Origin of the sequence: Bacteroides sp. 519, assembly GCF_010500955.1 — a bacterium.
Taxonomy (GTDB): domain Bacteria; phylum Bacteroidota; class Bacteroidia; order Bacteroidales; family Bacteroidaceae; genus Bacteroides.
On sequence record NZ_QVMJ01000001.1, the window covers coordinates 84,739 to 107,216 of the forward strand.

General features: G+C 42.7%; 13 protein-coding genes. 2 read left to right on the forward strand and 11 right to left on the reverse strand.

The features are described 5' to 3' along the window. Positions 1–125 precede the first annotated feature (125 nt). The 8 genes from D0T85_RS22655 to D0T85_RS00405 form a co-directional block, all read right to left on the reverse strand. A complete protein-coding gene (locus D0T85_RS22655) occupies positions 126–5,024 on the reverse strand; it encodes an efflux RND transporter permease subunit (RefSeq protein ID WP_239060606.1) in 4,899 nt (1,632 codons plus the stop codon). After that, entirely contained in the window at positions 5,005–8,115 is a 3,111-nt protein-coding gene (locus D0T85_RS00375) for an efflux RND transporter permease subunit (RefSeq protein WP_163209099.1), read from the reverse strand. The genes D0T85_RS22655 and D0T85_RS00375 overlap by 20 nt, the downstream gene beginning before the upstream one ends. A 90-nt stretch (positions 8,116–8,205) precedes the next feature. Beyond that, entirely contained in the window at positions 8,206–9,270 is a 1,065-nt protein-coding gene (locus D0T85_RS00380; RefSeq protein WP_163209102.1) for an efflux RND transporter periplasmic adaptor subunit, read from the reverse strand. 6 nt (positions 9,271–9,276) lie between these two features. After that, positions 9,277–10,767 carry a TolC family protein gene (locus D0T85_RS00385; RefSeq protein WP_163209104.1) on the reverse strand — a complete coding sequence of 497 codons (1,491 nt, stop codon included), beginning with the start codon at positions 10,765–10,767 and terminating at the stop codon, positions 9,277–9,279. Positions 10,768–10,799: 32 nt separating this feature from the next. Next, on the reverse strand, positions 10,800–14,105 hold the full coding sequence (locus D0T85_RS00390) for a xanthan lyase (protein WP_163209107.1): 3,306 nt from the start codon (positions 14,103–14,105) through the stop codon (positions 10,800–10,802). A gap of 18 nt (positions 14,106–14,123) precedes the next feature. Next, on the reverse strand, positions 14,124–15,017 hold the full coding sequence (locus D0T85_RS00395) for an ABC transporter ATP-binding protein (RefSeq protein ID WP_163209109.1): 894 nt from the start codon (positions 15,015–15,017) through the stop codon (positions 14,124–14,126). A 106-nt stretch (positions 15,018–15,123) separates the two neighbouring features. Further along, positions 15,124–15,897: an autotransporter outer membrane beta-barrel domain-containing protein gene (locus tag D0T85_RS00400; protein WP_163209111.1), complete on the reverse strand. Its 774-nt coding sequence runs from the start codon at positions 15,895–15,897 to the stop codon at positions 15,124–15,126. Between the two features lie 53 nt (positions 15,898–15,950). Next, positions 15,951–16,499: a DUF5034 domain-containing protein gene (locus tag D0T85_RS00405; RefSeq protein WP_163209113.1), complete on the reverse strand. Its 549-nt coding sequence runs from the start codon at positions 16,497–16,499 to the stop codon at positions 15,951–15,953. Between the two features lie 169 nt (positions 16,500–16,668). Between D0T85_RS00405 and rfbB the strand changes: the two genes are divergently transcribed. Beyond that, positions 16,669–17,808 (forward strand): dTDP-glucose 4,6-dehydratase, encoded by a 1,140-nt coding sequence (rfbB, locus tag D0T85_RS00410; protein ID WP_163209115.1) that lies wholly within the window; start codon positions 16,669–16,671, stop codon positions 17,806–17,808. Between the two features lie 21 nt (positions 17,809–17,829). Here the strand turns inward: rfbB and D0T85_RS00415 are convergent, their stop codons facing one another. Genes D0T85_RS00415 through D0T85_RS00425 form a run of 3 tightly spaced genes read right to left on the reverse strand, consistent with a single transcriptional unit; the run spans position 17,830 to position 21,049 of the window. Then, positions 17,830–18,330, reverse strand: a complete 501-nt coding sequence (locus D0T85_RS00415) for a hypothetical protein (protein ID WP_203558385.1) — start codon at positions 18,328–18,330, stop codon at positions 17,830–17,832. Between the two features lie 28 nt (positions 18,331–18,358). Next, positions 18,359–20,110 carry an ATP-binding protein gene (locus tag D0T85_RS00420; RefSeq protein ID WP_163209117.1) on the reverse strand — a complete coding sequence of 584 codons (1,752 nt, stop codon included), beginning with the start codon at positions 20,108–20,110 and terminating at the stop codon, positions 18,359–18,361. A 45-nt stretch (positions 20,111–20,155) separates the two neighbouring features. Continuing rightward, complete coding sequence (locus tag D0T85_RS00425) at positions 20,156–21,049, reverse strand: 1,4-dihydroxy-2-naphthoate polyprenyltransferase (protein ID WP_163209119.1); 894 nt, start codon at positions 21,047–21,049, stop codon at positions 20,156–20,158. A gap of 495 nt (positions 21,050–21,544) precedes the next feature. On the opposite strand from D0T85_RS00425, the gene D0T85_RS00430 reads away from it, so the two are divergent. After that, positions 21,545–21,922: a Lin1244/Lin1753 domain-containing protein gene (locus tag D0T85_RS00430; RefSeq protein WP_163209121.1), complete on the forward strand. Its 378-nt coding sequence runs from the start codon at positions 21,545–21,547 to the stop codon at positions 21,920–21,922. Positions 21,923–22,478 lie beyond the last annotated feature (556 nt).

Sequence of the window (22,478 nt, forward strand, 5' to 3'; positions counted from 1 at the left end):
CTAAATTTATATTATTGAACACAGAGGTACAGAGGCACAGAGTTTAGTATAAATCTCTGTTTATGAAAACTATTTAAAACTCTGTGCCTCTGTGTCTCTGTGTTCTATTAAAATCGTAAATCAATTTAATTCATATTTTTAAGCAGACACAAATATGCATCTTCTAAGTTCACTTCAACAAGTACAGCATCCGGATGTGGCTTTTCATATGAGAGATAGCGTACCTGAATGATATCTCCATTCTGCATGTGATGAATAACCATTGATTTATCCAGTGTTTCGAAAGCAGACTTATCAATGTGGAACTGCCATACCTTACCTGTAGCCATGTTAACCATATCCACCGGATCGCCAAAGTATTTCAACTCACCTTTATTGATAACTACCACCTGACTGCACGAGCTGGAAATATCCTCAATAATATGCGTGGAGAAAATAACGATGCGCTCTTTACTGAGTTCAACCAGCAAATTACGGAAACGAATACGTTCGCGCGGGTCGAGACCGGCTGTAGGTTCGTCTACAATAAGAATGCGTGGCAGATGCAACAGGATAAGGGCAATACCGATACGCTGTTTCATACCGCCGGAGAAAGAACCGATCTTATCATCTTTGCGTTCGTACATGTGTACGGCTTTGAGTACATACTCTATGCGCTCTTCACGTAGTTTCTTATCGGTAAGACCTTTCAGGATGGCTTGATAGTCAAGAAATTCCATAGACGTCATGTGCTCATACGTACCAAACTCCTGTGGCAGGAAGCCAATAAGTCCCTGCAATTCCTCCCGATACTCACGGGCATCCAGGTTGTTGACATAGATGCTTCCGTAGCTTTGTTCCAGGATACCGCAAATAATACGCATCATGGTAGATTTACCTGCACCGTTAGGCCCCAGCAAACCAAACATTCCCTTGTGAATAGTGAACGATACACCACGGAGTGCCTTGAACGGTTTCTTTTGCTTACCAATAACCGGAATGCTTTTCACAAACCGGTAATACGATCTGCGTAGACCGGCAAACCGGCCTGTGACGCGTTCAATGTTAATATCTTTTTCGTATAACCGCCTCGATGTTACATAGATAGCAATGCCTGCTGCCCATAATACACCCACAAAAAAGCTGAAGCCAGTATTATCCATTCTGCTGGACATCATAAACCACACAACAGGCGGAATACTCCAGAAGATTATACGGTTCACTATTTTTATTACCCGGCTACCATCGAACCGGTAGAAGAGGTATTTACGGAGTTTACGCCAGAGCAACAAAACCATGGCATAGATGGCAAAGGAGAGCAGGAATATCCAAAGCTTCTTTTCTATGTGGAACCAGGCCAGGTATATAGTATACACCAGCACCACTATCAGCCAAATGTCGTTCAGGAAATCGCGCAAAGAATGATAGTCTTTGCTCTCTCCCAAACGTTTACGAACAGCATCTCCGCTTGTAAGGTCGCGACGGATTTTACCAGGACGCTCGTACACTTTAACAAGGTTACGCACAGTGATTTGTATCTCTTCATCAGGATCAATAATGCCTTCACTGGCACGTCTTAAGCTGGCTTGAATAAAGAAAGTGATGCCTGGAATAAGAATAACAATTGCTATCAAACAGATGCTTTGCCACAATAATCCATCGGCATAAAGGTAGATGGCTGCAACTCCTATAACAAAGAGGATTGCATGGGTAATCCACAATTTAGGTGAAAGCCCTCTGTACCAGGTGAGTGCATTCTCTAATCCCAGACAAACGGTTGGAATATACACCAGCGTTAATATGGTAGAGAAAGCCAGACCACCAATAACCGTAATGGCAAACGGTGCTCCTATGGCTCCCGAGTATTCGGCATCGCCCATGGCCAGCGGCAACATGGCTACAATGGTAGTGATAGAAGTTATCAGGATGGGGCGGATACGCGAAAGCCCTGCCATCATCAGCGCCCGATTGCGTCGGTAACCGCGGTTACGCAGAATGTTGGTATAATCAATCAGTATGATACCATTGTTTACTACTACTCCCAGTAGAATGAGAAATCCCATTAAGGTATTGGCATTGAGCAGGCTATTACCTGTGAGTATCAATGCCAATAGCGAACCAATAGCGGCCAACGGTATAGAGAACAGAAGTACGAATGGTGTAGTAAACGATTCGAATACAGAAGCCAGGATCATAAAGATTAGAATCAATGCAGCCAGAATAAGGAACTTAAACTCTGCAAACTCATCTTCTTCATGGATCACTTCGATAGCCAGTCCGGATGGTAGATTATAACCTGCTACCAGTGCATCAATATCCGACCGGTAGCTTTCCAACAACTGTTTCGATTCTTCCGCATTACGACCGAAACTGTAGTACAAATCAAGTTGCTTGTCCTGATTAACACGCATAATGCGTGCCCGGCCGCGCGCTTTGTTTATGGCAGATACCTCATCGAGTCTGTGTAACCCGCCTTTAGCGCTTTTAATTTGCACAGCCTTAAGGTCATCAATCGTTTTATCTTTAAACTCCAGTTCTTCGGCCAATACAGTTGGCATGGGTTCCGGAGCAGCAATAGAATCGGTTGCAACTCCTGTTGTATCGGCAATAGCAAGAAGCGAATCAGTACTTACCCCTGATGTGTCGGCAATTGCCAAAGCGGTATCAATGGTTGCCACCGGATTTACAGTTTCAACAATAATTGTATCGGTTGTTGCCTCTTCTTCTATATCTGTTATTTCAAGCTTGTTTTTATCTTCAGGAATTTCGGTGCGGATGATAATATCATAAGTTTCTTCACCTATCTTAAAACTTGTTCCCGATGAAAATTCCGGGTTTAATGACATAAGCCCGTTTGAAATATCTCCTCTGTTTATTTCGTATGAGGTAAGGAGTATCGGATCGAAATTCAATAACAGTTCTGCCTGACGTCCGGTGTACGAAACCCACGAATGAGCAACAAAGTCCTGTTCGTTCAGATGATAGCGAAGGTCTTCGGCTACCTGAAACATCATATCATAGTCCGAACCTTTGATAACAATACGTTCCTGTTGCTGCCCGATACCCATAAGCCGCATAAAGCCCATAAGCCCACTCATGGCACCGCCTCCCTGATTAGCCGATGCTTCGTTTACACTAACCTCGGAGCCTTGAATATCCTTCACTTTGTTAAGCACATCCATTTTAATTTCACTAATCTTTCGTTTGCTGGTTTTCTTAAAGTTTTCTTTCAAAACCAGTGTAAGCACAGCATCCTGTTCACGGATACGACAGATAAGTTCTTCTTTTTCGGGCATGCTTTCAAGGCGGTCTTCCATCAGTTTTACTATCTGGTCGGCCTTTTCAAGCGTGCTGCCGCGTGGCATGGTTACGTAAATATTAAAGCGGTCGGACTCAATATCCTGCATCGACTGTATATTGAGGGTTATAGCCCCAATAAGGGTAATGAAAAAGAGTACGATTGAGCCGATAATGGTTACTCCCGGATTGCGCATGGCAGCCTTGAGGAACACAAGGTAAATCTGTATAGGGCGTTGGGTAACTGATACTTCTTCGTAGAACACCGACCGACGGTTCCTGAGTCGCAGAATGACGTATGTAACCATCGGAATGAAGATCAGTGCCACCACCAGCGATACGGTAAGGGTAGCCACAATAGAAACGCCAATGTGTTCACCAATAAGTTTTATCAGGAAGTTATCCGAAAAAACAAATGGTAAAAACACGGTTACCGTAGTAAGCGTAGCAGCCACAATGGAACGCCAAACTTCCGTGGTTCCTTGTGTTACCGATCGTTCGGGTGTTATTCCATTACCGGATAACCGGTAAATATTCTCCAGTACCACTACACTATTATCGAGCAGCATGCCCACCGCCAAGGCCATACCAATGAGTGTTAAACTATTAATGGTAATACCTGCGGCATAGAAAAAGTTGAAAGCAGTATAAATAGAAATAGGTATGGATAACCCAATAAGTACCACCAACCGGATGTTTTTCAGGAAGAACCACAAAATAATAATGGCCAGTAGCCCACCTGTAACAGCCAGATTGATAATGTCTTTGATATTGTCCTCCATTACCTGTGCACTGTTCTGCTCCACGAAGACTTCTACATCGAGGTGCGAAATGCTGGCATTTAACCGGTCGATACCCTCTTGCACCTTGTGCGACAGTTCGATAAGGTTGGTCTGTGAGTCGTTGGTGAGCGATACAGACACAGCATCTTTTCCGTTTACACGGCTGTATGAGGTTTCTTCTTTCAGGTCGAAGAAAACAGTTGCAACATCTTTCAGGTGTACTGGGCCGGGGGCTACAACAATATTCTCTAACTCGGATACATGTGTGTAAGGTGAGCTTACATGTACAAAGAACTGTCCGTTAGGTTCTACAGCAAAGCCTGCGAACTCTTTGTCGCGTGTGTTTTGTGTAAGAATAGCACTGATGGTTGAAGGGGTAAGGTTGAGCGCACGGCACATCTCATTGTTGAGTTGTACTTCAATGGCTCGTTCACGACCTCCATATACATTGACTCCGGCTACACCGTCGATGTTTTCCAGTTCGGGACGTATTTCCTTGTCTACTACATTGCGTACACGGTCCACTCCGCCCGATCCACGTACCTGCAACACCATAAAGGCGTTTGCCATTTGCTGTATATCTACCTTTTGCACCTGCACATGGAAACCGTCGGGGAACGTAGATGCCAGCTTGTTGATTCGTTCTTCGAGTTTGAGTGCTGTAATCTTGAAGTTTCCACCTGCTTTAAAGTCGACACGGATGGTTGACTGCCGGCTGTCGATGGACGAAGAAATCTTTTCCACTCCACCCTCGGAACTGATTGCTCCTTCAAGGGGAATGATGATTTCCGATTCCAGGTATCCCGGGTCCATCTCCTGATTGGAAGAAACCATGACAAACAACGAGGGTAACTCGGCATTGGGCAGCAACTCTACCTTCAACTGCCGGTACGACACGTAGCCCAGCATTGTAAGTGCTATAAAAAGCATGCTGATGGTTATACGTCTATGCAGAAGGAAGTTCATTGCGCTTGCGTTTTAGGTTTTGTTTAGCATTTTCGAACAGATAGTAAACGCAGGGTATTACAGCAAGACTCATCAGTGTTGAGGTAACAAGACCTCCTACCACAGCAATAGCCATGGGCGAACGGAGGGAAGCTCCTTCGCCAAAGCTGAATGTCATAGGTAACAATGCCAGAATGGTGGTGAGACTTGTCATAATGATGGGTCGTATACGTTGCTTACCTGCCTGTACAATGGCTTCGGTAAGCTCTGTACCACTGTCTTTTATCTGATTAATCCTGTCTACCAGAATGATGGAGTTGTTCACTGCTATACCTACCAACATCACCATTCCGATAACTCCCATGATGTTGAGGGTGCTTCCGGTGATGAAGAACAGCAATATGGCTCCAACCACTGCAAGCGGTATAGTAAGCAGAATGGTAAACGGATGCAGTAACGATTCAAATTGTGAGGCCAATACCATATACACCAGTATTATGGAAAGTACAAGTGCAAGCACCAGGCTGTGCATGGACTCCTGACGTTTTTCTTCGTCGCCCGCTACGGTAATGGAGTAATTGGGCTGCACTTCGATATCATTCGTAGCGGCTCGTACTTCGCGTGCGGCTTTATCGAGCGAAGTATGACTGTCGATTCCTGCCATCACTTTACTGATACGTGCCTGATTGCGACGCAGTATTTCTTTGGGTGCCTGTGAATATTTCAGTTCTGCAATTTCGCGTAAACGGAAGCGTTGGTCACCGTTCTTTATTACCACTTCGCCAAGAGTAGCCAGATTGATGTCGGGCATACGAATCAGTATTTCGCGCATTTCGCCACGGTATTCCATTTTTCCTGTAGTACGGCCACTTAGTTGCTGTTTCAGTTGTTCAATAACTGTGGCTACAGAAAGATTATTGATACCAGCCACGGTGCGGTCTACTGATACAATGATTTCCGGTGCACCATCTTCAATGGAGGTTACAACATTGAACACGCCCGGAACAGTTAACATCCGTTCTTTAACCAAAGCGGTTATGCGGGCTATTTCTTCCAGTTCCTCGCCTTTTACTTCTACTACCAAAGGAGCTTCATCACTTCCCAACAGGCTACTCAAAGAGTTTTCTTCGCGGGCAATGGTAATTTCCATTGTACCGGGGCTTTGGGCAGATTCAACGAAGCGGGTAATCACATCATCGGTATTTAACGCCGCTTTGCCGGAAAGCATTACTTTCATGGTTGCTGTGTTTTCGCCTTCGAATATGGCATTCGCCGAGTTGCCACCCGGACCAACGTGTGTATAGATAGTTGCAAGCGAATCGGCTGAAATGTCGTAGACCAGTTCCTCGAGGGTGGCTACGGCTGCTGCTGTGCGTTCCAGTCGGGTACCTTCCGGAAGTTTCACTTGTACAGTAAAACTTTTCGATTCGGCCTGCGGCATATATTCTGTTCCGATAAAGGGCAAACAGGCCGCAGCAATTACAATCATTAAAACTCCTATGCCGATAACCATCCACCGGTGGCGGAGGAAAATCCTGAGTAAATTGTCGTATCCTTTAATTTCCAGTGATTTGTCTTCGGTAAATGTTTTCTTCTTGCCGGATAGCTTCAAATAAAGCATCGGTATAAGCAGGATGGCTACGAACAGCGATGAAAGAAGCGAAAATGTAACTGTCCATGCCTGATCTTTAAACAACTCGCCTGTAGCACCATGCAGGTAAACAATGGGCAGGAACACTACAATGGTAGTAAGCGTGGAGGCAATGATGGCTCCACCTACTTCGCTGGTGCCTGTAATGGCTGCATCTTTAATGGATAACCCGCGACGATGGTTTCGGAAAATGCTTTCTATCACCACAATGGCATTATCTACAAGCATACCTGCACCAAGTGCCAATCCTCCCAACGTCATGATGTTAAGGGTAAGACCAGTAAAGAACATCAGGTTAAAGGTAGCAACAATAGATATGGGAATGGCAAGGCTGACAATAAGCGTTGTTCCAATGCGACGAAGGAAAACGAATAACACAATTATAGCCAGAATAATACCCAGTATAGCCGAATCTTTTACCTCACTAATAGCACTCTTAATGAAAAGTCCCTGGTTGGTAATCACTTGAAAGCGATATCCCGGCAAAGCATTTTCCATAACAGTGAGTTGGCGATTAATGCCATCGACTACTTTTACCGTATTGAACCGCATTTCTTTATAAACAGACAGGCCGAGGCTGCGTTCACCATTGATGCGCACAATATTCTCGGGACGGTCGTTTTCAAACTGTATATTGGCCACCTCGCGCAAATACACCGGAGCACGAACGGCTGAGGGATCTTGTTGTCCTGCAGCATTGGTGAGGGCATCTACTGTTTTATATCCTACTATCAGATTTTCAAAGTCATTTGGTGCACCAAACTGGCTGACACTCTTTACCAAATACTGGATTCCCATTTCGCTTACCCGCCCACCTGAAATGGTTTGGTTGTTAGCTTCAATACGTTGGGCAATTTCATCAATGGTAAGGCCGAAAGCTTCGAGCCGGTAGGGATCGGTACGTATGAAAAGCGATGTTTGTTCAGTGCCCGAAAGTGTAACTTCGGCTACTCCTTCAAGGCGTATTAACTCGTTGCGTACATAGCTTTCGGCTACTTTACGCAGTTCGGCCATATCGGTAATGGTTTGATGCGAAAAGCCGATAAGTACCACAGGGGCCGTATTAGGGTCGTGTTGCGTAATGCGTAGCTCCTCAAGTCCATCAGTTTGGGAAAAAGGATTCATAGCTTTCTGTAAATCCAGGTAAGCCTGATCCATGTCCTTCGTCCATGTGTACTCTACCGTGATGCGGGCCGATCCGGCTTTAATGACTGATGATACCTGAGTAACATCAGTTTGTCGGATAGCCATGGCCTCCATATTCTTAATGTACAGCTTTTCTATTTCTTCGGGTGGCCGTTCGCCTGCCTTTATTTCGACGAATAGCTTGGGGTTATTCAGGTCGGGAAGCAAATCTACGCTCAGGCGGTCGTATGATATCTTACCCAGCAACAGGATGGCCAGAATAATCATGCTGACCGTTACCGGGTTGCTTACCGCGAAGTTGACTATTTTCTTCATAATTGTTTTAAGTTTTGAGTTATGAGTTATGAGTTTTGAGTAACGATGCCGCATGGACTCATAACTCACCACTCATAACTCATTACTTTTCTATCTCCTTACCTTTACCCGGCTATTATCACGCAATGTCTCATAACCCCGTACCACCAGATTATCATTCTCGTTTAATCCTTCCAGTACTTCGACATTATTTTCATCTTCCAACCCTGTTGTGATGCGTCGCTGATAAGCTGTGTTCTTTTCAACTACATATACATACTTGTTATTCCATTGAGACTGAATGATATTCTTTGGTATTACAATGGAACTTTCGGCACGACTAACCACAATATCTGCTTTCACAAACATTCCGGGACGCAGCTTCAACTCTTTGTTATCAATATTCAGTTTCCCTTTAAATGTACGCGTTTCCATACTGATGGCGGGAGACAGTTCGGCTATGGTACCTTTCAACGTATCGTTCGGCAATGTGTAGTGAGTAATATGTACCGGTTGCTGTGCACTAACGCTGCCAATAGCGCTTTCGGGCAGGTTGATATCCATGTACATTTGCGCATAATCCATGATTCCTACCATAGGTTTGCCTTGCTCTACCCGTACACCGGATGTATAATGTGGCAGGTTTACAATAACACCTGTAAATGGTGCACGGATGCTCATCTTCTGTATACCGAGGCGGGCGTTTTCTACTTCGTGCCGGGCGTTGGTTACATTCACATCGGTGTTGCGCATTTCGCGTAGGGTAACACCACCTTTCTCATATAGTAACTTTTGTTTCTGTTGCTCCTGTTCGGCTATTTCCAGATTCAGCTCCTTGCTATCAATGGCAATACTGTTTTCATACTCAGCATCTTCCAAACGGATAATTACCTGGCCTTTGGTTACACGGTCGCCCATTTTAAAAGGCTTGCCGGTTGCAGGATTGTTCATCAGGCGATAATCACCAGTTATCTGTGAGTTAATTTCTACGCCATACACCGGATTGGCTGTTCCTGTGGTATTTACAAACTGGCTGATACTTTTCTTTTTTAACTCCATTACAGATACGGGAGTGGCCACATCATTCTGATTACCTTGTGGCTGGTTGTTACATGCAGTCAGCATAAATGCGCTTATACATGCGGTAGCCATTGTTTTGTACATATATGGTTTCATGGTTTGTTATTTTTCGGTGTTTATATTCTTCATTGGTACAATAGCCATATTCTTTTCAAAGTCGTAGAGAGACAAGATCTTCATGTTCAACAACTCTGTTTTGTAGTTGATAAGTGCCTGCGAATAGGTTATCTTTTTGTTCGATAACTGAGTTTGGAATTGGCTCATTTCCATACCTGTGATATCGCCTTCGCGATACTTCGTTTGGTTAAGGTCGTACGTTAACTGTGCGTTTGTTACATTCTGTTCGGCAATCTTTATCTGTGTTTTAAGTGTTTCCAGGTTTCGCCATACCTGGCGGATATTCAGTTCAATGTCGATGCGGTTTTCTGACTGTTCCAAACGGTTGATATTCCGTGCTACTTCCTGTGCACGTATCCGTGCTTTCTTTTCGCCCCAATCGAAGATAGGAACAGAAAAGCTGATGGAGATGCGGGGATTCTGTGTAGGATTGTCATAGATCTTGCCAAACTTCGAGTTATCACCCATTACCCCAAGCGAAAGAGAAATATCACCTTTGAATTCGTTCAGCGCCTTGGTGCGGATCAGTTCGAAGTTCAGCTCTTCACTCTCAATCTCGCGTTGGCGTAACTCTAAGCGGGAAGCAAGGCCATGTTTGATCGCCATTTCAGGATCTATTTCCAGCGGAGTTATATTCACTTCGGCCCATACAACAAAGTCTTCGGACAGGGGCATGCCCAGCGTACGCTTTAACTCGTCCTTGGAATTGGCCAATGCCAGTATACGCTCTTCAACGGTAGATTGTGCAGTGGCAAGATTCAGCTCGGCCTGGTATAATTCTTCGCGGGCAGAGAGGTCGGCATCTACTTTGTTTTTAATAATCTCGAAACTCTGTTCGGCATTGCGCAACTCCTCCTTGCTTATCTCCAGATTGCTTTGAGCCATATAAACCGAATAATATTGATTGGTAATCTGCCGTTCGGTTTCAAGTCTTTGCAATGCATAGCTGATGTTGGCATTTTCCAGATCGTACTCAATTTGCTTGAGTTCCATCTTACGTTTATTGTATGTAAAGATGGGCTGCGATATCTGAAGATATAAGTCGTTACTGAATGATTTGTTTGTGTAGCGTCCACTCTCCGTCTCCGATTCGTTGTTCTGCCAACCAAATGTGTTGATAAGTGACACTTGTCCATCCGTCAGCAAAATGGGTTGATCTATACGGAACGTTCCGCTTGATGAAAACGTTTCGTTGGTGTACCACTGCGACAGGCGATTTTCGAAACGGCGGTTCTTATTATACTCCACCGGATTAAGGTTAAGCGAAAACTTCGACTTAAGCGAAGCCCGTTGGGCTATGAGTATCTGCTTGTACCGGTCCAGATTCATATAAGATCGGCGCAATGCCGGGCTGTTCGTAGCCGCGATGTCCATAGCTTTCTCTATAGTCAGTGGCTCCTGACTATGTACCGGCCAAATAACAGCTGTTAGCAGAACTGCAATGCCAATGGCTCGTTTAAAGGAGGGAACATTCATTGTATTTTAGTTTATAGTTTTTTAGTTTATCCTCATCTTTTTACCAATCTCACAGCATCCGCATTCACCATCCTTAGCTTAAAATCATTGGAGAGTACAATGCGTACCGTATCTGTATCGAAATAATAATTACCCAGATGTCCCCATTCTTCACCTGCATGGCGCAGATTGAGGAAAACATCTTCCGATTCATTTCCATACTGTATGCGGAAGTGATATTCGGCATTATCATTGCGTTGCCAGCGTAACTCTTCATTGAATGACCAGGCATATACCTCATAATAACCCGGTTCGGGCAGAGGTACTTTCCAGGTAGCAGTTTTGCTACCATCGCCACTGCGTACAGCATGAGCCGAGCGGACATATTTGCCAAAGAAGCCCTGATGTGTGGTAGGAGTCCATTCAATAGGCGTTTTCCACATCACACCTTTGTATTTAAAGCTGGTATCTTCTATCTTATCCAACCACTTGGGCAATAGCCCTGTAACAGTGGGTTCGGAAACAGAGAACAAAGCATCCTCATTATCAACAATAATTTCGTTGCGGTCGGTATTTTGTATGCTTTCAACATTGAATATACCTTCTACCTCATGCACAGCTCTGTTTTCCCGTCTCACATTGCGGATGTACGTGCTAACTGTTGCCGGTAGGTTTCCCGAAATAAGCGTATTGATATGGATTTCTCCCGGTTGCTGATCCCAGATAGATACCAGTTCCTTTGTTTGCCGGGCAGGAATAAAGAGGTTGAATTGTTCTTTAGGTGTAGGTGTGTTACCCCACCAATAACCTGTGCGGATGTGTACATTGATCATACCATCGTGATCCGAATCGTTAGCAATGCGGAATTTCAATACAAAGTTTTCTTGTCCGCGGTTATTCACATGGATAACCTCGGGCATGCTGATGGTATAATACGGCAAACCGATAGGAGCGTTCCATTTATCTACCTCCGGTCGAAGGTTGGATTGACTTATTTGTCCCAGTGTATCGAGCAATAACTCGAAGTTCAGATTGCGGAATACATTTCGGTTAAGTACTGAATATACACTGTCAAGAAAGGCTTGTACACCAATGTTCAGTTCACCTTGCGACAATAGTTTCCGGCCTTGCAAACCTACCATGTTGTCCATAATATCCAGTTGATTCACATCAACAAGCAAGTCGCGGAAAGAATGCTCTGCAAAAAGAAGACTGGCTTTCTCGTTATTCGATACACCGTTTATCTGACGTTCCCATCCTTGATCGCCGCTCTTGTTTTGCAGGTATAGTTCGAACAACCGATTACTAACCGGCCATTCGGACGAGAATATATTGTACTTAAAGTTATATAGCTGCGGGAAAACGAAGTAGGGGCTGGGTTCGGATGTGAGTTGTGCCTGTCCACGGCTTCCCTGCGAGAAGTTATAGCTCATCTCTGTACGGAAGAAGAAGTAAAGGAAATCGCGGAAGGTACGGAGCTTGGCTTCGTAATCGTCAATCTCCTGATTCTGCCACTTAGCCCAGCGTTTCTGATCTTTCTGTCGCTGCTTAATATCCATATCCCAGGCTGTCCATCCCTTCTCCATAAAGAGTATTATTTCAGGTTGCATAGCTTCCTGTGCCTGAGTCCATGCCCTGGGATAACTGTGGAACTGTGCCGGAACCTCGACTATAGAGAAACGCTTGAATGGATATTGCAGTTTGTAATTACGCTCGAACTGTTGTCTCACTTCGGAAAGAATTGTAGGAATGGTATCACGTATTGTATCCAACTCAGCACTGAAGTAATCGTGTTCTTCCAGATAATAAATACTGAACCTGATGCTATCAGACAAGGCACTGACTTGGCCATACCGCCCAATAATCAATGTTGCCGATTGACTACGGTCGTTAGTTGCATAATTAAATGTTCCTTCTTCGCTTTCTTCCTCCAACTTGCCTTGGGTAATACCTGTGAGTCCCGGTAAAGGACGGATATTAACATTGAAGTGGCTGAAGTAGACTTGCTGCCAGTCTGGGTATTTATCACTGTATGCCACACCTGGGCGGGGATACCAGTAAGTTTCGGGAGTGAACAGTACATAGTCGTCTGTTTGGAAAGCATATTTCTTATCTACATTAATAAGTAACTGGCGGCTTTCTTTTTCCAATACCTCATTGTTTATGTCCAGGTAACAGAAGTTTTCGTCAATACGCCCGTGATACTTCACGGAAAGAGAAACTGTATCTCCCTTTGTAATCTGCTTGCCCATATCAGCCAATAGAATTTGTTTGTCGCGGCTAAATTGTAGGGGTGTTCCACTGGCAGTAACTTCCTGAACAGCCATTCCCGGGTTTAAGCAGAAAGCAAATTCGCTTGCTGTGGTCAGGGCAACAGCTTTCATTTGTACTTCGGCAATAATTTCATCTGTAGTTTGTTGTACATCAATCACGTAATTTTCTACAGCCATACGGGGATGATGGGCATACGTGTTGTTTATTTCCGTGTACATCTTCCGGTTATTACCGGCATTCAGTATGGAGTGTACATGTCCATATCCGCAGGTGGCACTCAAGACTATGAGGCAGATTCCCAGTACAATCCACGGAATACTGCTGCGGCGTGAGTTAGGCAAACGGTTGAACAACGAAATTGTAAAGCATATAAAAGCAAGCCCCGCAAACAGGTAAATGGCACGGTGGTTAAATATGGTTGCATAACTGGTAAACCCTACAATGGACGATTTCATTAACGGCAAACTGTAAGCCATATAATCGAACAGGTAATAAAACTTATTGCCGATATAAAATACAGTAAGTGCAATGTAACCCAGCAGAATAACAAAGGTAAGTGCCTGATTTTTTAATATAAGCATCAGGAAGATGGAGAACCCGATGATAAACACCAATGTGGGGATACTGATAAGCAGAAAATAGATAATATAAGCACTCCAATCAACATCTACCCGCGAGGAAATAATGTTGAAAATCAACACAAGTCCCATAATAAGGATGTTGAGTATCAGAAAAGCCCGCAGATTACCCCATATTTTCCCGAATACATATTCGGCATTACTAAGCGGATGCACATAGAACACTTCGGAGGTGTCCAGTTTCTTATCACGTTTCAAGAAGTCCGAAGCCAGAAAAATAGCCACCACAGCCTGACCTGTATTGAGCAGCAACATGCTGAAATAAGGAATGTTAGAGGGGATAGCCAATAATGGCCATATAGAATTGTCTTCCTGGAACATAATCATTCCATTAAAAAGTCCCAAAAGAAGAGCAGCCAGTATAGTAAAGATACGGAAGAACCAGCTTCTAAGCAGAAGCTTACTTTCATATTTTGCAACCGAACGTATATTGGTAATAAATGACATGCCTGTGTAAGATTTAGGTTAACCGTTAGTCCAAAGATTCAGTCTGCTCTCCATGTGATACACATACGCGTGCTCCAGATTAGGCGGATAGGGCTTGGCATCGTATCCTTTAATTTCGTTGGCTACTACCTGTACTTCCCAACCTGTACCCGACGGTATGGTGGCAATCACCGGATAACGCTTATCTACTTCGTGCAGCTCGTCGGCCGAAACCTGTATACGCCACACCTTTCCTTCGGCTTCGCGAAGCATATCTTGCGGCGCACCGTAGAATGAAACTTCACCTTTATTGATAAGAGCCATACATTTACATGAACTGGAAATATCGCCCACAATGTGGGTAGAGAGTATAATAGTTACCTCGTTTTCGCTGATTTCGGAGAGTAGGTTTCGGAACCGGATACGTTCTTCCGGGTCTAGTCCGGTAGTAGGTTCATCAACAATCACTACTTTAGGATTGTGTATTAGTGCCTGCGCAATACCCAGACGGCGTTTCATACCACCGGATAGTTTGTTGGCATAACGTTCGCGCACATCAAAAAGGCCTACACTTTCAAGCATGGCATCTACAGCTTGTTTTCGTTTCCGGGTATTGTTCATGCCAGATAGCCGGGCGGCATAATCAAGAAACTCGTGCGTTTTGTATTTAGCGAAGAAACGGAAATCCTGCGGAAGATATCCCAACAGAGAACGTACTTTTTTGCGGTCTTTCATTAGGTCGTAACCAAATACATCTACTTTGCCTGCTGTTGGTTCCATTAAGGCAACCAATATACGCATCAGTGTAGATTTTCCTGCTCCGTTAGGTCCCAGCAGCCCGAACATACCTGTTGGAATCTCCAGGTTAATGTTTTTTAGAGCGTGGTTTCCATTAGGGTAGATTTTGTCTAGTCCTTTAATTGATATGCTCATTTGGCACTTGTGTTTTGTGAAAGTGCCAAATGTAGTGTTTTATTTGGGAGATTAAGGAAGTGGAGGAGTTAAAGGGAGTTAAAGGAGGTAAAATAAAGGAGACCCCTCACTTCCTTTTCCTATAATTGCCACTATACTTCCATAACGGGATGCTTATTCCTACCTTAATGCTTAACAAATTTGGAAGAGATGCTTTTTGGCTTTCCTCTTTTATTTGTTTACCTGTATATCCGTCTGTTACGGTATGGGTAGCTTTATAGGAACCAAAATGATGGATGTAACTGACGTCGCCAAAGAAATGTATGCCTGTTCCAACTTTCCACACAAGGTTTAAACCTGGCGAAGCACAGAAACTTGTTATCTTTTTATCGTTCATGGCATATACCGATTTCAGTACTTCATTATTGCCCTTTCCTTTCAGGTCGAACGAATGAATATCGGTTTTTACCTTAGATACCCCAATGCCAAAATACGGGCGGATGCTGAAACGGCGAAAATCTATCCGGTATATTCCCCCTGCCAGGTAATTTTCACTGCTTCCTTTATTTGCCTCATAGCGATTATTAACAGTATAATATTTATCTCTATCAGGCTGAATCTTTTGCGGAAGATCGTAGTAACCATCTGATTCATAAAATTGTGCAGTTAGAAAGTATCCCCAATTATCACTCAGGAAATGTTGAATTCTCAGCAAAACGCCGGCGTCTCTGTTTCCGTCTTTCAGCAGAAAGCCTGCCAGGTTATTTGCCGAAGGCGACGAAACGGTTGCTTCTCCGCCAATAGCAGCTTCAATAAAGAATTTACCTTTGGGAGGTTTTTCCTGGGCTTGTATGTAAGTTGAAAGAATGAGGCACAAGCAAATAATATAAATTTGTTTCATTGTTCTGTTTTTTAGTAAGAATGGAAGCGATAACTCTTTCCATTCTATATTGGTTAAACAAAGATTAATTCTTCAGTTTCGGCAGTGAATAGTTTACCACTTTTAAGCTGTATTTCTACTTTAAACTGATGGGCTCCGGCAGTAGGTTGCATGAGCAATGCTTTATAGAAAAAACCATCCAGGTAATCAATGCGTTCAATGTGTTTTCCTCTCTCAAGCGTATCATCAAGATTATTGTTTATATATAAAGGATATTGCTTAAACAGTGAACTAATATCCGAACCGGCAGGGTACGAGTCGTTGAAGTTATTGACAGAATATACCCGGATTGCTGTTATGGGGTCCGGTAAATCAACAGCGGTTCGTCCATAACCAACCCAAGCTTCCGAGTCGGTGGTCAGCTTGATGGCTAATACAAATGCTTCTTTGGGATATGTTTCGCTAACAGCAGGTGTTAGCCCTCCGTTGTTTAGCGGTTGAAGCAATATGCCTTTAACATTTCCTTGAATGATGTGATCAGTACCGTTGTGGTCGTCGCTACCACATGCTTGTAGTAATAGTATCACCATCAGTGCTAAAAATTGAATAGTTTTTTCTTTCATATAGTTCAAAGTTTAAAAAATAACAAAAATACGTTATAGCTTATAAACGGCAGTTAAGTAGAAATACTGCATACTTTTTTATCTTTTTATTTTGTAACATGAAAAAACTTTCCGTTCTTTGCTTTTTATCGATTAAACCGTAATAAAAAATCTTTTGGATTAAACTAGCATGAAAACTTATTTAGTAACCGGTGGAGCCGGATTTATTGGTGCCAATTACTTGAAATACATCTTAAATAAATATGATGATGTTTTGGTAGTTGTGCTCGATGCATTGACCTATGCCGGTAACTTAGGCACAATTGCAGAAAACATTGACGATGAACGTTGTGTTTTTGTGAGAGGAAATATTGGTGATCGTGATTTGGTTGAACAGTTGTTTGGGAAATATAAATTTGATTATGTGGTTAATTTTGCTGCCGAAAGCCATGTAGACCGCAGCATCGAAAATCCTCAACTATTTCTGGAAACCAATATTCTGGGCACTCAAAACCTATTGGATGCTGCACGGCAAGCATGGGTGATGAGTAAAGACGAACAAGGATATCCTGTTTGGCGCAAAGGCGTACGTTTTCATCAGGTATCAACCGATGAGGTGTATGGATCATTGGGTATGGAGGGGTTCTTTACCGAAGAAACTCCGCTTTGTCCGCATAGCCCATACAGTGCATCGAAGGCAAGTGCCGACTTCTTTGTAATGGCATACCATGATACGTATAAAATGCCGGTTACCATAACCCGTTGTTCAAATAACTATGGTCCTTACCATTTCCCGGAAAAGCTTATCCCACTGATTATTAAAAACATTCTTGAAGGTAAGAAACTACCTGTTTATGGCGATGGTAGCAATGTGCGCGACTGGTTGTATGTTGAAGATCATTGCAAAGCCATTGATATGGTGGTAACAAAAGGACAAGCCGGACAGATATATAATGTTGGTGGGCATAACGAGAAAACAAATCTGGAGATAGTAAAACTTACCATAGACACCATTCATTCTCTGTTTACCACACATCCCGAGTATCGTGATGTGTTAAAGAAAAAGGAAACCAATGCCAATGGAGAAATAAACATTGATTGGATAAACGAAAGCCTTATTACTTTTGTGAAAGATCGTTTAGGACACGATCAACGTTATGCTATTGATCCAACCAAAATATCGAATGACCTGGGCTGGTATCCGGAAACTAAGTTCGAAGTAGGTATTGTAAAAACCATCGAATGGTATTTGAATAACCAAAACTGGGTGCAGGAAGTAACCAGCGGCGATTATCAAATGTATTATGAGCGGATGTATGGGAAGCGGTGAAAGATGAAGGACCTGTTATGATTAAAAATCATTGTCTTTATTTCTTTGTTTTAAGAAAAATTGATAAAGCTTTTTGCCTATTTTATCTTTAGTGAAGGTTCGTTCATGCTCAATAGGTATGGTGGATAGCCGTACCTTTGCGATACCTTTTTTAAACAATTCAAATTGTGCTGGGCTTATTCTGAATTGTGCTGTAGAACTAATCTCTGTAACTGGGATAACAAGATTTCCAGAGATAATGCCTGCTGATTCTGAGCCACTTCTGATAAGATTACCATGAAGTTTTAGAATCTCTCCGTCGAAGTTTTTTAGCAACATGGTTGATTCTTTTAAAAAATTCAGTCGATCAGATTTTACTGTTGCTATAATATAATATGATGTATCTTGTTTTGCGATGCTATATTTTATGTGGCATCCTTTAACTGTTAATGGTTTGTATGTATAACCAACTGTTTGGGCATTAGTAAAGAAACTATGTGTCAAGAATATGGTGACGAACAATATCTGTATTTTATTTTTCATGATTTTATTGTTAGTATTTTATATGAACTTATGCAGGTAACTCTTCCATCTCCACCATCTCCCAACCGCGGAACACCACAGTAATAAGCCTCAGTTTTGCATTGCCAATAGTGCTTGCAATAATTCCATCCGAAGCATACTTTTGTAGTTGAGCACGAGCAGCCGCTTTCAGGGTATCTATGCGACTATCGGGCTCGTCTCGTTTCAGGTATTTTACTTCCAACAGATAAGCAAACTCCATATCAGTGAGGCGTGGATTAGGTTGAAAATAAATATCAGCATATCCTTTTGCTAATTCATATTCGGGAAGCAGAATGTAGTAATTGGTTAGTCCCAGGTAAGCCAACAGGAAACCTTTGATGTGGGCCTCACCTTCAATAAATTCGCGCACACGACTCTGTTTCTCCAATTCGGAAGCGATGTAAGAGAAAACAGGTTGCCATTCGCCTTCATAGGCCATATTTACCATCAGTTTTCTCAAATGATGGAAGTCGATACGGAAAATATTAGAATCAGCAAGGCCTTCAGTCAGATAAGAATACATCTGTTCGCGAACAGTATGATTGGGGATGCCCAGCATAACCTTCCCACGTCCTGCTCCTTGTGTTGTTAACAAACCGAAGTAATAAAGCAACGACTTAAAATTATCCGGATTAGTCATTTCCTCTACCGAAAAGGAATCGTTGAGCATAGCTGGTACTTGCCCGTTTTCAATAATCTCGCGGATAACTGAAAAGTTCTCGCCCAGTTCATTGTCTACTTTTATCAGGTGACGCAGCTTGGCATAATCGGTACGGATGTTTTTATCAATCATTTCGCGTGGAGGGTTACCGGTACGCAGGTGATTGCTGAGATAATAAAGCGCCATGTCAGAGTTGTACATGCTTTCGTTTAAACACTCTTCGGCAAAACAATAATTGTCGTACCAAGGCTTCATTTCATTTATCACTTCGTTTACATCTGCTTTCAGTAATCCTTGCTCGTAATAGTATTCCAGCATTTGGCGCAGCTCTGTTTCCGAAAATCCTACCAAACCATTAAACTGAGCATCAATAGTGAAATTGGTACCAATATTGAACCCCGAGGTTACATCGTCTAATGTAATAGGACTTACTCCGGTAATGAACATACGCTCTAATGCCATACCATTACCTGTAGTCAAGCCTTTGAGTACATTAAAGAAGTAGCGGAAGAAACCTTCGCCATGGGTAGCATCCTGATAGGCCTTTTTGCCCATAGTGGCCAGAATGGAATTGGTAAAGTTATCATACTCGTCGATAATGAGGTAGATGCGTAGTCCTAGGTCACTGGCTTTACCATTAATGTATTGCAATTTATCTGTAACAGTAACACGCTCCATTAACTCCTTGCGGAATCCGGGACGAAAGAGGTGTTCGTACCGATCGGTAAACTCTATGAAGCGTTCATTGCAATGACTATCGAATGATGCCTCCAAACGGTCCGGACGTGAATCGACAAACGAGAAGTTGAAGCGAAGTATCATGAACTTAGCCCGTAAAGGAGTGGGATGCTGAAAAATCCATCGTTCGCCAAAAAGCTCTTCAAAGCGGTCGGCGTTATTAATATCGTAATAAGCATCGAGCACATTAAGCAGCAAGCTCTTACCAAACCGGCGGGGACGGATAAGGAAAAAGTAACGTGCAGCTTGCTCTATTAAGGGGATAAAGTGAGTTTTATCCACATAATAAAGATTGTCGCGGGTAAGCACTTCGTAATCGCTTAACCCGTATGGTATGCCTTTAACTGTTGTAGGTATCATGATTGAAACTTTTTAACGTACACAAATTTAAAGAAAAATATGCCACTAGCCAAGAACCAATCCTAAAGATAACAAAAAAACCATAAGCAGCATATTCCGTGAAGTTTCGCCCAGTATGCTGTTTAATTTTTTACCCGAATGTATCTTTACCATTTTCTTCCAAGTACCAACATGCAATATTAAATAGAGCTGAGGCAGCAGAGCAGCATACCAGTGCCCATCTTTTAAAAACCACAAACACAGTAAAGTAGCAATAATTCCAAGTGCAAGATAAAGATATCTTCCAAATGGTTCGCCAAATCTTACAATAACCGTACGTTTGCCACTTTGCTTGTCGGCTTCCCTGTCGCGATAGTTGTTTACTACCAGTAATGTATCAATAATAATTCCGCAAATAAGCGAAACAATAATTACATTCGGAGTAAGTGTCAATGCCTGTACATAATAAGTACCACCAACCGGTACAAATCCGAAGAAAACAAGTACCAGAACGTCTCCCCAACCATTGTACGAAAGAGGGTAGGGGCCAGTGGTGTAAAAAAAGGCAAAAGCAACACAAAGTACTCCAACGATAATTAACTCCCAACCACCCCACAACAAAAGGGTGCACCCCAAACCACAAGCCAGTAAAACAGTAAGTAATATTCCTACTTTCATAGCAGCAGGGGTTATCCATCCTTGCGCACAAGCACGTTCGGGTCCCAAACGGTCTTCGCGGTCGGAACCTTTCAGGTGGTCAAATAAATCATTGATAAAGTTGGCTGCTATTTGCATCAGGCAGGCAAAAATAACACAGATTAGTGCCGGCATCCACTTGAACTTATCGTCCATATATGCCAGTGCACTACCTGCCATTACAGGTATTATGGCTCCTGTTAATGTTTTTGGGCGAGCTGCAAGTATCCATGCCTTTGCCGAGTTTGGTTTTATAGTGCTCATTCGTTATTATTATTGGTTTTGAGGGTTTTGAACCGCAGAGTTACGCGAGTTGCGCAGAGTTTTAAGTTTTCTTGCGGCATCGAAATAAAAACTCTGCGTTAATCTGCGTAACTCTGCGGTTCAAAATTTTATTTTTTCGAGAAACCTTTGCCGAGTTTGGTTTTATAGTGCTCATTCGTTATTATTATTGGTTTTGAGAGTCTTGAACCGCAGAGTTACGCGAGTTACGCGGAGTTTTAAGTTCTCTTGCGGCATCGAAATAAAAACTCTGCGTTAATCTGCGTAACTCTGCGGTTCAATATTTTATTTTTTCGAGAAATAAATGCGAAATTACTTGTTTTGTTATAATCTAAATTACGATATTTGCAACGAGAGATTTGTTGAATCCGGAAGCAAAGATAGGAATTATTTGTTGATATTCCATAAATAATCCCTATTAAAAGCACGAGTAAAACAAATAAATAAACGTATTAACAAACTAATTGAACTAGAATTATGATGAAAACAAAATTCATTCCTATTGAGTGCGGTATTTTAAACGATAATCGCATGAGTGCCTTAATAAACAATATGGGTGCAACAGGTTTTGGCATTTACATGCTCTTATTAATTGAACTGCGCAATCACAAAAATTATTGCATTGATGGCGAATCATTGAAGATAATTATGCGCACATACAACTTAAAACGAGCCAAAATTGAAGCAGTTTTGTACAATTACGATCTCTTTACGATCAAACAAATGGAAAATAATAACCTGCTAATTTCGTCTGAATATGTTACACGGGTTATGCGTAATTACGACCAGAAGGTATTGCAATGCAGTGAAGCCGGAAAGAAAAGTGCCGACAAACGAATGAGTGCCCAAAACTAACGGTCGTTGAATTTCGTTGCAACAAAAGAAAAGAAGAGAAAAGAAAAGAAAACAACAGCAGAAAAAGAATAAAAAGAGACTGCTGCTGTTGATGATGATTAAGGCGTAAAGGCGCGAAGGCATGAAAGCGTGAAAGCACGAAGGCGTGAAAGCGCGAAGGCACGAAGGCATGAAGGCGCGAAACTTCTTTCATCCATTGATGCTTTCGTGCTTTCGTCCTTTCGTGCTTTCTTCCTTTCGCGCCTTCGTGCCTTCGTCCTTTCGCGCTATATAGACCCAAGCCCCGAAGCTATATAGCATTACCCCCTCGGTCTATATAGCATTGACCCTCAGAGCTATATAGCATTAAACGGCAAAGCTATATAGCACCAATTAACAGCAAGATTTAATCTGTATTTAATCCGTGTATTTAAAATCCGTGCAATCTGCGTTATCCGTGGCTAAACATAATAACAGCACGCTTAATTAACTTCTTTTAAATCATTGCTTGGGCATTTCTTTCCATTTCTCGCCATTTCTCGCCATCTACAATTTTCGGTGTCGTATCTTTGTAGCA